The organism is Neorhizobium alkalisoli (genome assembly GCF_007829835.1).
Classification (GTDB): Bacteria; Pseudomonadota; Alphaproteobacteria; order Rhizobiales; family Rhizobiaceae; genus Neorhizobium.
Window position 1 is genome coordinate 276958 of sequence record NZ_VIWP01000004.1, and the last position, 12306, is coordinate 289263.

The window sequence follows — 12306 nt, forward strand, 5'->3', positions numbered from 1 at the left end:
AGTAAGTCGCTGAAATAAATCAGGCAGCCTTGCCGGAGCCGGTGAACTGGCCCTGCGGCCGGTAACGAACGAGATAGGACGGCAGGATCGAGGTCGGGAGCGTCGGACGGATGCCGATGCCGGCAAGCGTACGGCCTTCCTTCACTGCCGCGTCCGAAACGACATTGTCGCTCTTCAGCAGTTGAACCTGGTCGGCCGTGATCGGCGGCTGCACGAAGGGTACCATGGAAGCGATGCTGCCGATCAGGGAAGCGACACCAAATGGAAGCGAGATGAGCGGACGCTCGCGGTTCGTCACCCGCAAAACGGTTTCCATGCAATCGCGCAGCGTCATCACTTCGCCGCCGCCGAGTTCATAGGTCTTGCCGGAAGCGATCGTGCCATCGACGGAGCGGCCAACGGCTTCAGCAACGTCCTCGACATAAACCGGCTGGAGCCTGGTCTTGCCGCCGCCAACCAGAGGCAGGGCGGGGAAGCTGCGGGCCATCGAGGCGAATTTGTTGAAGAAGCTGTCGTCTGCACCGAAAATGACGGAGGGACGCAGGATCACGGCATCCGGCAGCATGGACTGGATCGTCACCTCGGCGCGACCCTTGCTGCGGCCATAACTGGAGGCCGACTGCGGATCGGCGCCGATCGCCGAAATATGGGTGAGCTTGGCACCGGCCGCCTTGGTGGCTTCCGCAAGCAGGCGCACGCCGACATCCTGTACGGCGTCGAACGTGTTGCGGCCGCTTTCAAAGAGAATGCCGACGCAGTTGACGACATGCGCCGAGCCTTCGACCGCCTTGTAGACCGACTGGCGGTAGCGCAGGTTGGCTTGGACAAGCGAAATCTGGCCGACATAACCGGCCGGCAGGAGGTAGCCTGCGAGATCCGGCCGGCGAACCGCAACGCGAACGCGGTAACCGCGTTTCGCGAGCGTACGCACGACATGTCGACCAACGAAGCCCGATCCTCCGAAAACAGTGACGAGAGGCGGAAGATTGTTGACTGTCATGGCGTGCTCCAGGAGCCTTTAAGGTGGGTATAATTGCTGTGTAGCCGAATCGCGGCGAGGGTGGAAGTGATTCTAGGGGAATGAATCGGATTGCCGATCAGATGCCTTCGACCACCACCATTTCCGCATCCGCAGCTTCCTGACGGATTTTTGCGGCGATCTGGTATTCGGGCGAATTGTAACAATCGACCGCGGCCTGCATGGAGGCGAATTCGATCACGACATTGCGCATGCGGGCAGTGCCTTCAAGCTCTGTGATCGCGCCGCCGCGCGCCAGAAAATGCGCTCCGTATTTCTCGAAGGCGACCTTCGAAGCGGCGACATAATCCTTGTAACGCTCGGGATTGTGAACGTCGACGCGTGCAATCCAGTACCCTTTTGCCATGAAACTCTCCTCCCAAGGGTTTTTTGTTACGCCGATTTCAGGCAGGATTCCTCCACAAGTCAATATGATACGGAATGTGATGCGATACTCCTGCCTGTTTGCCCCCCTTCTGCTTCTCCTGATTGCCGCCTTTCCCGCAAGAAGCGATGCCGCCACCTGCAGCCCTGACGTGATGGCTGCCCTGCATGCGCCGGCGGCCGCCGGCTCGCGGCCCGTCGAGCTCGATTGCGATGTCACCCTTTCGAAAAGAGACGTCATCAAGGTGCCGATCGCCTTTTCCGGATCGCGCGCATCGGGTGCGGTATTGGACTGCAACGGCGCCACGCTCGATGGCACCGTGCCGAAAGGGCGCACGGTACTGATCCGCTCGATGCAGGGCAGGGACGGCCGCTGGGACGTGCCGCAGAACATCCGCATCCGCAATTGCACGATCAAGGGTGATCTGCGCATCCAGGGCATGGGCGGCAACGGTCAGGCGGAGAAGGTGAAAGCCTCGTCGCTGCAGCCCGGCCATCTGGAACGGGCGCAGGCGGCAGCACCGAGCCGCATCATCCTGTCGAACATCAATTTTGTCGCGAACGACGTCATCCCGCTTTATATCGCGCCCGGCGTGACCGATGTCAGCGTCGAAAATTCCCGCTTCACCGGGAAGGTCAGCTCGACGGTCGTCTATCTCGATGCGGAATCGGCCCGCAATCGCATCGTCGGCAACACGTTCGATACGGATACGAGCTGGCGCGAAGTCATTGCCGTCGATGGCTCCGCCGACAATCTCATCTCGCGAAACACCTTCCTTAACCCGGTCAAGGGCGGCATCTTCCTCTACCGCAATTGCGGTGAGGGCGGAGCAATCCGGCACCAGCCGCCGCAGCACAATATCATTACCGACAATGACTTCCGCTATAAAAGCCTCGTGGCGGCGCCTGCCGTCTGGCTCGGCAGCCGCCAGGGTATCAGCCCCTATTGCATCATGCGGCCGACATCGTCTTTCGGCAGTGGCGCAAGCCCGCTCGATTTTGCGCAATATAACAAGGTGACCGGCAACCGCCTCACCGGCGGTCTGGCCACCTTCATTCTCGACAGCGACAAGAACAATATCGTGTCGAATAACAAATAAGGCGGGTAACTGTAGCCGGTCAGGCGTCGTTGGCCGGCCACAGCGCCTGGCGCATTTCTTCCAGAATGGCGGCAGCGGAAGCCTTCGGATCCGGTGCCTTGACGATCGGCCGGGCGACGACGAGATGGCTCGATCCGGCCTTCAGTGCGTCGAAGGGCGTCACGACACGCTTCTGGTCGCCGGCATCGGCGCCGGCCGGGCGAATGCCGGGGGTAACCACCGCCATGTCCGGCCCGACGATCTCGCGCACGATGGCGGATTCCTCGGCCGAGCAGACAATGCCGCCCATGCCGGCTGCGCGTGCCTGTTCAGCTCTGCGCGCCACGAGCTCGCTCGGGCTCTGGGCATAACCAGCCTCGATCAGGTCTTCGGCATCCATGGACGTCAGCACGGTCACGCCGAGCAGGCAGAGGCCCGACCCTTTGGCGGCTTCCACGGCTGCGCGCATCGCTTTCGGATAGGCATGCAGGGTCAGCATCGTCATGCCCATCTTGGCAATGTTCTCGACACCCTTCGCCACCGTGTTGTCGATGTCGAGCAGTTTCATGTCGAGAAAGACCTTCTTGCCGTCCTTCGCAAGGTCACGGGCGAATTCAAGGCCGCCGGCAAAGGCCAGCTGATAGCCGATCTTGTAGAAGGAGACGGTATCGCCGAGCGTCGCCACCATCTTTTCGGCTTCCGCCACGGTCGGGATATCCAGTCCCACGATCAGGCGTTCACGTGCGCTCATGTGCTTTATTCTCCCGGCCATTTTTCAATGGGGGTCCAGTCGCATGAGATGCGCCTGTCTGCAAGGGTGAAGCGGAACAGATTGCCACCACCGCCCGGCTGGTCGCGATCGCGGGAAATCGGCGTGCCCGAAAGGTGGCATTTCAAAAGCGTGCCGACGCCGCCATGGCCGATAAAGGCAATCGGCACGGTGGGATCATGATCGGCCAGGATTTTTTCGACGGCCGCAACGATGCGGATCTGCGCATCGGCCGCACGTTCCCAGCCTTTAAAACTGTCGTTCGGATTGGCGAAGAACCAGTCCGCCGCCTTTTCGAATTCCGGCGGCGGCAGGAAGCCGGTCGCTGACCGATCGTTTTCATGCATATCATCGGCGATCTCGATCGAAATCCCGGCCGCTTCGGCAAGGATCTCCGCCGTTTCGATCGCCTTCGTCTCTTCGCTGGAGATGAAGCGGCCGATTTCCTTCGGCCAGCCGAGTGCGACGGCTTCCTCTGTTCTCTTGCGCCCGACCTCCGAAAGCCCCCAGAGCGGGACCTCGATCTCCGGATCGATCTTCACCTGCGGATGGGTGATGTAGAGCGCAAAGGTCACGGAGACTTATCCTCGCGTATAGATCCAGAGCTGCGCCGGCGGGATGTTGCGCATCACGAAGTCATAATGCTTGATCCGGTAGCGGTCGGGATTGGCGATGATCGGCGAAACCGGGCCGTAGGTGATCTGCATGAAGGGACGGCCGGCCGGAATGCGGGAAAGCGCGCTTTCGAGAAGCGCAATGCGGCGCTCCATAGGAAAACTCAGGAGCGGGATCGCGGAAACGACGCTGTCGAAGATCACGCCATCCATGCCGGCAAGCGTCCGATCGAGATCGAAAGCGTCGCCATTGATGAAATTGACGCCGGGATAAGTGCGCACCAGATGCTGGTAGAAATCGGTCGAGAACTCGATCGATGTCAGCTTTTCCGGCGCGATACCCTGTTCGAGGATGGCTTTGGTGATGATGCCCGTGCCGGGGCCGAGTTCGAGAACCGGCAGGCCGGAGGATGGATCGATAACGCTCGCCATACGTTTGGCAGTGATCGAGGATGTCGGGCAGATCGCGCCAACGCGCTTTGGCCCATCCATCCAGCCCTTGAAGAAACGGATCTCCTCGTCAAATTTCCGGCCGAGCCGTTCCTTCAGGCGTAATTCCATTCATCCAACTCCTCATGGTTGCTTTTGTATCTGGGCCGAAGCGGCGCAAAGACAAGAGAAAATGTCGCTTCTGGAATGTGGTCTAAAAAAGGCGGCTATCGCTAGCCGCCTTAAAATTCTTGAGAAAAATCAAACTCGCATCGGCATCAGCACGTAGAGCGCGTCGTCGCCGGCCGTATCTCGCACCAGGGTTGGGGAGCCGGCATCGGCAAGCATGAAGATCGCGTCGTCGCCGGAAAGCTGTGCGGTGATGTCGAGCAGATACTTTGCGTTGAAGCCGATTTCCATCGGATCGTTGTCGTAACCGACAGCCACTTCTTCCGTCGCACTACCCGAATCCGGGTTGTTGACGGTCAGCATCAGCTGGCCTTCGGAAATGGCGAGCTTGACGGCACGGCCACGCTCCGACGAAATCGTCGAGACGCGGTCGACAGCCTTGGTGAAGCTCTGGCAATCGACGCGCATTTCCTTGTCGTTGCCGGTCGGGATGACGCGCTGGTAATCCGGGAACGTGCCGTCGATCAGCTTTGAGGTCATGACGATCGAGCCGATCGTCAGGCGGATTTTTGCGTCCGACACTTCGACCGCGACGATCATTTCCGGATCGTCGACCAGCTTCTGCAATTCGCCGACCGTCTTGCGCGGAATGATGATGCCCGGCATGCCTTCCGAGCCCGAGGGCGCGTCGACATCGGCGCGAGCGAGGCGGTGGCCGTCGGTGGCGACGGCGCGCAGCTTCAGGTCTCCGCCAGCCTCGATCGTGTGGAAGAAGATGCCGTTCAGGTAATAACGGGTCTCTTCGGTCGAGATGGCAAACTGCGTGCGGTCGATCAGCATCTTCAGATCGGTCGCCTTCAGCTTGAAATTATGGCTGAACGTGCCGGCCGTCAGATCCGGGAAATCAGTTTCCGGCAGGCATTGCAGCGAAAACTTCGAACGGCCGGACTGGACCGTCATCGACGAGCCGTCCGGATTGGTCGCGAGCAGCACTTCCGAACCGTCCGGCAGCTTGCGGACGATTTCGTAGAGCAGATGTGCCGGCACGGTCGTTGCACCGGCCTGTTCTACCATGGCCGGTACGGCTTCGGTGATTTCCAGATCGAGGTCGGTCGCCTTCAGATCCAGATTGGCGCCGGAAGCGCGCAGCAGGACGTTGGACAGGATCGGGATCGTGTTCCGACGCTCGACCACGCGGTGAACGTGGTTCAGCGACTTCAACAGGTTGGACCGCTCAAGAGTAATACGCATGGACGCAATCGCTTTCGACCGTGGCGATCCGGTCGGACCGGACCGTCTGATATTCTGCGGCTTTGGAAAAGCCGGATGACGTGGACGGGCAAAATGGCAGACAAGTTGCTGGGAACGCAAGGGGAGAACGCAGGGTTCCCTGTCGGATTTGCTTGCTCGCGCGGCATTTGCACACAGAAAACATGGGTGATCACCGCCCGCTCAAGCCTGCTTGCCCAAGCCAGCCGGCTCGCGCATAACAGGCCATGACCATCGAGCATCCTTCAGAGCCCGCAACGGAACAGCGCAGCAGAGAGCGCGGTTACCGTATCGGCAATACATTCATTCCCGCGCGGCCGATCGAGCCTGCGCTTTATCTGGTCGCGACGCCGATCGGCAATCTCGGCGATATCACGCTGCGCGCACTGGAAACCCTTGCCGGCGTTGAAGTTCTGGCCTGCGAGGACACACGCGTCACCCGCGTCCTGCTGGATCGTTACGGCATCGTCCAGCGTCCTTACGCCTATCACGAACACAATGCCGGCGACGCCGGGCCGAAGCTCTTGGCCGCGCTTGAGCAGGGCAAATCCGTTGCACTCGTCTCCGATGCCGGCACGCCCCTCGTCTCCGATCCGGGCTATCGGCTCGGCCAGATGGCGATCGAAGCGGGCCATCGTGTCGTGCCCATTCCCGGCGCCTCGGCGCCGTTGACGGCGCTGGTCGGCGCCGGCATGCCGTCCGACACCTTCCTGTTTGCCGGTTTTCTGCCGCACAAGGACAAGGCGCGCCGAGACCGTCTGTCCGAGCTTGCGAAAGTGCCGTCAACGCTGATCTTTTTCGAATCCCCGCATCGCATCGGCGCAACCGTTGCAGCTGCCGTAGATGTCTTGGGCGGCGAGCGCCGCGCCTGTGTCTGCCGCGAACTCACCAAGACATTTGAAGAATTCCGTCGCGGCACCCTGTCCGAGCTTGCAGATTATTATGACGACGAGCGCACGGTGAAGGGCGAGATCGTCCTCCTCATCGAGCCGCCCGCACCCGAGGCGGCGCCGGAAGGCGCCGAGGTGGACGTGATCCTGCGCGATCTTATGCAGTCCATGCCGACGGCCAAGGCCGCGACCGAGGCTGCCCGCCTCACCGGTCTGCCGCGCAAGGATCTTTATCAGCGGCTGATCGAAATGAAGGGCGGCGATGGCCCAAAGGGATGAAAGGGGGGATGAGGTAACGAGGAAGCGTCGCAGGGCAGAGCGCCGCGGCCACGTTTCCGAATATCTCGCCGCCGTCTTTCTTCTGCTCAAGGGTTACCGCATTCTCGCCGTTCGTTATCGCACCAAGGGCGGCGAAATCGACCTGATCGTCCGCAAGGGTGATGTTGTCGTTTTCGTCGAGGTCAAGGCGCGTGTCGGCGAGCGTGAGGCAATCGATGCCGTATCACTCTTCGCCCAGAAGCGTATCCGGGCCGCCAGCGACATCTGGCTTGCCCGCCGCAAAGATGCTCACCGTCTGTCGCAACGTTACGATATCGTTGCGATCATACCCGGCCGTTTGCCCCGCCATTTTCAGGATGCGTTCTGACAGCTTTCTGACGGCTGGATGAAATTATTGCAAAGGCGTGCACTCGTAACAAATCTGACACAAAACTGTTACGGGCCTGTCACAGCCTACCCCTATTGCGTCCTCCAATCCCAACCAAGGCGGAGAGGACAGGACAATGTTCAAAAAGCTTTCGATGGCTGCGCTCGCAGTCGCTCTTTCGGCAACTTCGTCGCTCGCCGCGACCGAAGTCACCTGGTGGCACGCCATGGGCGGCGAACTCGGCAAAAAGCTCGAGGAAGTCGCTCAGAAGTTCAACGACAGCCAGAGCGAATACAAGATCGTTCCGGTCTTCAAGGGCACCTACCCTGAAACCCTGACCGCTGCGATCGCCGCTTTCCGCGCCGGCCAGCAGCCTGCCATCGTTCAGGTCTTCGAAGTCGGTACCGGCACGATGATGGCCGCCAAGGGCGCCGTATACCCGGTCTACCAGCTGATGAAGGATGCTGGCGAACCTTGGGATCCGTCCAAGTTCCTCGCTCCGGTCACCGGTTATTATTCGGACCCGCAGGGCAACATCCTGTCGATGCCGTTCAACTCGTCGACCCCGATCCTCTATTACAACAAGGACGTCTTCAAGAAGGCTGGCCTTGATCCGGAAGTCGCTCCGAAGACCTGGGCTGAGCTCGGCGAAATGGGCAAGAAGATCGTCGCTTCCGGCGCTGCCAAGTGCGGCTTCACCATGTCCTACGGCGCAAGCTGGGTTGGTCTGGAAAACTACTCCGCCATCCAGAACCTGCCTTACGGCACGCTGCAGAACGGCTTTGGCGGCCTGAAGGCTGAACTCACCTTCAACGGCCCGAACCAGGCCAAGTTCTGGGATCAGCTGAAGAAGTGGCAGGACGAAGGCGTCTACAAGTATGGCGGCCCGAGCGCCGGTGCTGACGCTGCTCCGATGTTCTACTCGCAGCAGTGCGCCGTCTACATGAACTCCTCCGCTTCGCGCGCCGGCGTCATCAACAACGCCAAGGACTTCAAGGTCGGCTTCGCTCCGATGCCTTATGACGACGCTGTCACCAAGGACCCGAAGAACTCCATCATCGGCGGCGCAACCCTCTGGGTTCTGAACGGCCAGAAGAACAAGGACGTCTACAAGGGCGCCGCCAAGTTCTTCACCTACCTGTCGAAGCCGGAAGTTCAGGCTGACTGGCACCAGTTCACCGGTTACCTGCCGATCACCAACGCTGCTTACGAGCTTGGTCAGAGCCAGGGCTACTACGCCAAGAACCCGGGTTCTGATATCGCCATCAAGCAGATCACCCGCGGCACGCCGACCGACAATTCCAAGGGCGTTCGCTTCGGCAACCTGACGCAGATCCGCGACATCCTCGACCAGCAGCTCGAAGCCGTTCTGGCTGGCAAGAAGACCGGCCAGCAGGCTCTCGACGACGGCGCAAAGCAGGGCAATGCCATGCTGCGCGAATTCGAAGCCGCAAACTCGAACTAAGCTTCGGTCTTTTCATCATGCCCTCTCCGGTTTTACCGGGGAGGGCGTTTCCTTGAGGTAGGCCGCATTCGGGAGCCCGCCATGCAGACAAAACGTACCGTCTTTCACAGCCGCATCCTACCCTATTTCCTGCTCGCGCCGCAGCTGATCATCACCCTGATCTTCTTCGTCTGGCCGGCAGCGCAGGCCATCTGGCAGTCCTTCCTGCGTCAGGACCCATTCGGCCTGAAGGATACGTTCGTCTGGTTTGCCAATTACAAGCGCCTGATCGGCGATCCCGATTACCTGAATTCCCTGATCGTCACGCTGACCTTCTCCGTCGGCGTCACCGTGCTGTCCATGGGCCTGTCGCTGCTGTTTGCGGTCTGCGTCAATCGCGTCATCCGCTCGCAGCGTTTCTACACGACGCTGCTCGTCTGGCCCTATGCCGTGGCGCCGGCCGCATCCGGCCTGCTCTGGTGGTTCATGTTCAACCCGAGCATCGGCATCATTCCCTACATCCTGCATTTCCTCGGCTACGACTGGAATTACCGCGTCAATGCCGGTGATGCGATGGTGCTGGTGATCATCGCCGCCGCCTGGAAGCAGGTCTCCTACAATTTCCTGTTCTTCGTCGCCGGCCTGCAATCCGTCCCGCATTCGCTGACGGAAGCGGCTGCCATCGATGGCGCCGGGCCGGTCAAGCGCTTCTGGACGATCATCTTCCCGCTCCTGTCGCCGACGACCTTCTTCCTCGCCGTCATTAACATCACCTATGCGATGTTCGACACGTTTCCGATCATCGATGCGACCACCGAAGGCGGACCTTCGCAGTCCACCAACGTCCTGGTCTACAAGGTCTATGCCGATGGCTTCGTCGGCCTGAACCTCGGCCCGTCCGCAGCCCAGTCGGTCATCCTGATGCTCATCGTCGTCGCTTTGACCATCGTCCAGTTCCGCTGGATCGAACGCAAGGTCCAGTATTGAGGCTGACATGGTAGAAAATCGCCCCTTCCTGAATTTCCTCACCCATCTGGTGCTGATCCTTGGCATCGCGACCGTGGTGTTTCCGGTCTATCTGGCCTTCATAGCCTCGACGCGCGGCCCGACCGAATTCATGAGCGGTCTCGTGCCGCTGACGCCCGGTGACCATTTCCTCGACAATTACGGCACCCTGCTCGGCGCCGGCTCGACCCGTGCAGGGACGCTGCCCTTCCTGTCGATGCTCGGCAACAGCCTGATCATGGCGGTGCTGGTCGCAGTCGGTAAAATCGCCATCTCGATCATCTCGGCCTTCGCGATCGTCTATTTCCGCTTTCCCGGCCGCGTCATCGCCTTCTGGCTGATCTTCATGACGCTGATGTTGCCGATCGAAGTGCGCATCCTGCCGACTTACAAGGTCATTGCCGATCTCGGCATGCTGAATTCCTATTCCGGCCTCGTCATCCCGGTCATCGCGTCTGCCACCGCCACCTTCTTGTTCCGACAGTTCTTCCTGACCATTCCCGAAGAGATGATGGAGGCAGCGCGTGTCGATGGCGCAGGCCCGATGAAATTCTTCTGGGATATCCTTCTGCCGCTGTCGCGCACCAATATCGCGGCACTCTTCATCATCATGTTCATCTTCGGCTGGAACCAGTATCTCTGGCCGCTTCTGATCACCACCGAACCGCAATATTACACGGTCGTGATGGGCATCAAGCGCCTGGCCGCCGTGCTTGACGGCGATACCCAGTGGAACCTGGTGATGACCGGCGTCATTCTGGCAGCATTGCCGCCAGTCCTTGTCATCATCTTCATGCAGCGCCTGTTCGTCAAAGGCCTGGTTGAGACGGAGAAATAATCATGGCTTCCATCAACGTCGAGAATGTCGGCAAGATCTATACGGGCGGCGTGCGCGCCGTCTCCGGCATCGAGCTCGATATCGCCGATGGCGAATTCATCGTCCTCGTCGGCCCGTCCGGCTGCGGCAAGTCCACGCTTTTGCGCATGATCGCCGGCCTGGAATCGATTTCCGAGGGCGAGGTGAAGATCGGCCCGCGCGTCGTCAACAATGTCGAGCCGGCTGACCGCGACATCGCCATGGTCTTCCAGAACTATGCGCTCTACCCGCATATGACGGTGAAGCAGAACCTCGAATACGGCCTGAAAAACCGCAAGACGCCGCGCGAAGAGATCGATACGCGCGTCGCGGAAGCCGCCCGCATGCTGGAAATCGGCCAGTATCTGGAGCGCAAGCCGAAGGCACTTTCCGGCGGCCAGCGCCAGCGCGTCGCCATGGGCCGCGCCATCGTGCGCAAGCCGGCCGTTTTCCTGTTCGACGAGCCGCTTTCCAACCTTGATGCAAAACTCCGCGTCTCGATGCGCGGCGAAATCAAGCGCCTTCAGCGCCGTCTTGGCACGACCTCGATCTACGTCACCCACGACCAGCTGGAGGCGATGACGCTCGCCGACCGCCTCGTCGTTCTCAACGGCGGCAAGATCGAGCAGGTCGGCGCACCGCTCGAAGTTTATCACGCCCCGGCCTCCACCTTCGTTGCCAGCTTCATCGGTTCGCCGGCCATGAACCTCGTCAAGGCCGAACTGCATGGCGACAGGCTCGCCATCGGCCCGGCCATGATCGATCTCAAGGGGTTTGCGCCGACCTCGGGTGCCGTCACGGTCGGCATGCGCGCCGAAGACCTGCGGCTTGTGGAAGCCGGCGATAACGCCCTGCCTTTCCGCCTCGAATATGCCGAGGAGCTCGGTTCGCAGCGCCTGGTGCATGGCACGGTCGGCGATCAGTCGGTGACGGCAGCCGTTTCCCCGGAAACGCCGCTCACGCCGGAAATGTCCTTCACCATCGATCCGCGCCGCCTGCATTTCTTCGACAAGGAAACCGGCAAACGCCTGGCCGGCGGCATTCCGGCCGAAGCCAGGCTGGCTCCGGTGGAACCTGTCATCTGACCAGGCGCATCTTGGCCCGCCAAATCGGAAGAATCACTAAACTTCTAGTGGTTCTCTGAACGGCGATCTTACTCTTGGTGACTAGGCTCCCTTCACGTTCGTATTGAAGGGGGCTCCATGGCTTTGCATGTGATCGTTGCGGTAGCAGCCGCGCTTGGTGTCCGCTACAAGGCGGGAATGCCGGCTCGGGCACCCGTTATCTCCTTCGTTGCCGCCGAGCCGCAATCCCTGGAGCTGAAACCGGCGCCGATCAACCCGGAATGGATCCTGTCCGGCACCCCGCAGGCGCGCGCCGGCCTCCATTCCAACGCACCCGACAATTGCGCTTCGACCTGCGTCTGGGATTGCACCGCGGGTGCCTTCCGCTGGTATTTCGGCTGGGATGAGACGGTTGTCATTCTCGAAGGCGAGGTAAGCGTCACCACCGAATGCGGCATGAACCGGGTTCTGCAAGCCGGCGACATCGCTTATTTCAAGGGTGGCACCTGGGCCACCTGGAACGTCGGCAGCTACGTTCGCAAGATCGCCTTCGTGCGCCGGCCCTTCCCGACGCCGCTCGCTTATCTCTATCGACTGGGCGGCTTCCTCTCCCGTCATCTCAAATTCAGGCAGCTGGGCGGCCCGCTCGCCTGATCGTCAATCGCGAGGTTGCCATTCGCCACATCAGGTCCTACATGAGGCAAGCCAAT

Annotated in this window: 14 protein-coding genes; 8 read left to right on the plus strand and 6 right to left on the minus strand. The window is 60.6% G+C overall.

Annotated elements, in window-relative coordinates; all coding sequences use genetic code 11:
• Nucleotides 1-19: 19 nt before the first annotated feature.
• Nucleotides 20-1000, minus strand: a complete 981-nt coding sequence (locus FHW37_RS17080; protein WP_145638515.1) for a complex I NDUFA9 subunit family protein — start codon at nucleotides 998-1000, stop codon at nucleotides 20-22.
• A 97-nt stretch (nucleotides 1001-1097) separates the two neighbouring features.
• On the minus strand, nucleotides 1098-1385 hold the full coding sequence (locus FHW37_RS17085; RefSeq protein ID WP_145638517.1) for a DUF1330 domain-containing protein: 288 nt from the start codon (nucleotides 1383-1385) through the stop codon (nucleotides 1098-1100).
• Between the two features lie 79 nt (nucleotides 1386-1464).
• Here FHW37_RS17085 and FHW37_RS17090 point away from each other — a divergent pair, with 79 nt between their 5' ends.
• Complete coding sequence (locus FHW37_RS17090; protein ID WP_145638519.1) at nucleotides 1465-2502, plus strand: right-handed parallel beta-helix repeat-containing protein; 1038 nt, start codon at nucleotides 1465-1467, stop codon at nucleotides 2500-2502.
• A gap of 19 nt (nucleotides 2503-2521) precedes the next feature.
• Here the strand turns inward: FHW37_RS17090 and pyrF are convergent, their stop codons facing one another.
• From pyrF to dnaN, 4 genes are all read right to left on the minus strand, one after another.
• A complete protein-coding gene (gene pyrF / locus FHW37_RS17095; protein WP_145638521.1) occupies nucleotides 2522-3232 on the minus strand; it encodes an orotidine-5'-phosphate decarboxylase in 711 nt (236 codons plus the stop codon).
• Nucleotides 3233-3237: 5 nt separating this feature from the next.
• Nucleotides 3238-3825, minus strand: coding sequence for a histidine phosphatase family protein (locus tag FHW37_RS17100; RefSeq protein ID WP_145638523.1), 588 nt, complete (start codon nucleotides 3823-3825; stop codon nucleotides 3238-3240).
• 6 nt (nucleotides 3826-3831) lie between these two features.
• Nucleotides 3832-4425: a phospholipid N-methyltransferase PmtA gene (pmtA, locus tag FHW37_RS17105; RefSeq protein WP_145638525.1), complete on the minus strand. Its 594-nt coding sequence runs from the start codon at nucleotides 4423-4425 to the stop codon at nucleotides 3832-3834.
• A 129-nt stretch (nucleotides 4426-4554) separates the two neighbouring features.
• Nucleotides 4555-5673 carry a DNA polymerase III subunit beta gene (gene dnaN, locus FHW37_RS17110; RefSeq protein ID WP_145638527.1) on the minus strand — a complete coding sequence of 373 codons (1119 nt, stop codon included), beginning with the start codon at nucleotides 5671-5673 and terminating at the stop codon, nucleotides 4555-4557.
• Between the two features lie 245 nt (nucleotides 5674-5918).
• Here dnaN and rsmI point away from each other — a divergent pair, with 245 nt between their 5' ends.
• The 7 genes from rsmI to FHW37_RS17145 all read left to right on the plus strand — a co-directional run bounded on the left by rsmI (nucleotide 5919) and on the right by FHW37_RS17145 (nucleotide 12250).
• Nucleotides 5919-6860 (plus strand): 16S rRNA (cytidine(1402)-2'-O)-methyltransferase, encoded by a 942-nt coding sequence (gene rsmI, locus FHW37_RS17115; RefSeq protein WP_145638529.1) that lies wholly within the window; start codon nucleotides 5919-5921, stop codon nucleotides 6858-6860.
• Nucleotides 6844-7227, plus strand: coding sequence for a YraN family protein (locus FHW37_RS17120; RefSeq protein ID WP_145638531.1), 384 nt, complete (start codon nucleotides 6844-6846; stop codon nucleotides 7225-7227). Before rsmI ends, FHW37_RS17120 begins: the two co-directional genes overlap by 17 nt.
• Nucleotides 7228-7363: 136 nt before the next feature.
• Complete coding sequence (gene ugpB / locus FHW37_RS17125) at nucleotides 7364-8692, plus strand: sn-glycerol-3-phosphate ABC transporter substrate-binding protein UgpB (protein WP_145638533.1); 1329 nt, start codon at nucleotides 7364-7366, stop codon at nucleotides 8690-8692.
• Nucleotides 8693-8773: 81 nt separating this feature from the next.
• Nucleotides 8774-9658, plus strand: a complete 885-nt coding sequence (gene ugpA, locus FHW37_RS17130) for a sn-glycerol-3-phosphate ABC transporter permease UgpA (protein ID WP_145638535.1) — start codon at nucleotides 8774-8776, stop codon at nucleotides 9656-9658.
• Nucleotides 9659-9665: 7 nt separating this feature from the next.
• A complete protein-coding gene (ugpE, locus tag FHW37_RS17135; RefSeq protein ID WP_145638538.1) occupies nucleotides 9666-10514 on the plus strand; it encodes a sn-glycerol-3-phosphate ABC transporter permease UgpE in 849 nt (282 codons plus the stop codon).
• A gap of 2 nt (nucleotides 10515-10516) precedes the next feature.
• Nucleotides 10517-11617, plus strand: coding sequence for an ABC transporter ATP-binding protein (locus FHW37_RS17140; protein WP_145638540.1), 1101 nt, complete (start codon nucleotides 10517-10519; stop codon nucleotides 11615-11617).
• 117 nt (nucleotides 11618-11734) lie between these two features.
• On the plus strand, nucleotides 11735-12250 hold the full coding sequence (locus tag FHW37_RS17145) for a cupin domain-containing protein (RefSeq protein WP_145638542.1): 516 nt from the start codon (nucleotides 11735-11737) through the stop codon (nucleotides 12248-12250).
• Nucleotides 12251-12306: the final 56 nt, after the last annotated feature.

Coding starts and splice junctions, on each gene's coding strand:
- FHW37_RS17080 (WP_145638515.1), bottom strand. CDS start 1,000: ATGACAGTCAACAATCTTCCGCCTCTCGTCACTGTTTTCGGAGGATCG.
- FHW37_RS17085 (WP_145638517.1), bottom strand. CDS start 1,385: ATGGCAAAAGGGTACTGGATTGCACGCGTCGACGTTCACAATCCCGAG.
- FHW37_RS17090 (WP_145638519.1), top strand. CDS start 1,465: ATGCGATACTCCTGCCTGTTTGCCCCCCTTCTGCTTCTCCTGATTGCC.
- pyrF (WP_145638521.1), bottom strand. CDS start 3,232: ATGAGCGCACGTGAACGCCTGATCGTGGGACTGGATATCCCGACCGTG.
- pmtA (WP_145638525.1), bottom strand. CDS start 4,425: ATGGAATTACGCCTGAAGGAACGGCTCGGCCGGAAATTTGACGAGGAG.
- dnaN (WP_145638527.1), bottom strand. CDS start 5,673: ATGCGTATTACTCTTGAGCGGTCCAACCTGTTGAAGTCGCTGAACCAC.
- rsmI (WP_145638529.1), top strand. CDS start 5,919: ATGACCATCGAGCATCCTTCAGAGCCCGCAACGGAACAGCGCAGCAGA.
- FHW37_RS17120 (WP_145638531.1), top strand. CDS start 6,844: ATGGCCCAAAGGGATGAAAGGGGGGATGAGGTAACGAGGAAGCGTCGC.
- ugpB (WP_145638533.1), top strand. CDS start 7,364: ATGTTCAAAAAGCTTTCGATGGCTGCGCTCGCAGTCGCTCTTTCGGCA.
- ugpA (WP_145638535.1), top strand. CDS start 8,774: ATGCAGACAAAACGTACCGTCTTTCACAGCCGCATCCTACCCTATTTC.
- ugpE (WP_145638538.1), top strand. CDS start 9,666: ATGGTAGAAAATCGCCCCTTCCTGAATTTCCTCACCCATCTGGTGCTG.
- FHW37_RS17140 (WP_145638540.1), top strand. CDS start 10,517: ATGGCTTCCATCAACGTCGAGAATGTCGGCAAGATCTATACGGGCGGC.
- FHW37_RS17145 (WP_145638542.1), top strand. CDS start 11,735: ATGGCTTTGCATGTGATCGTTGCGGTAGCAGCCGCGCTTGGTGTCCGC.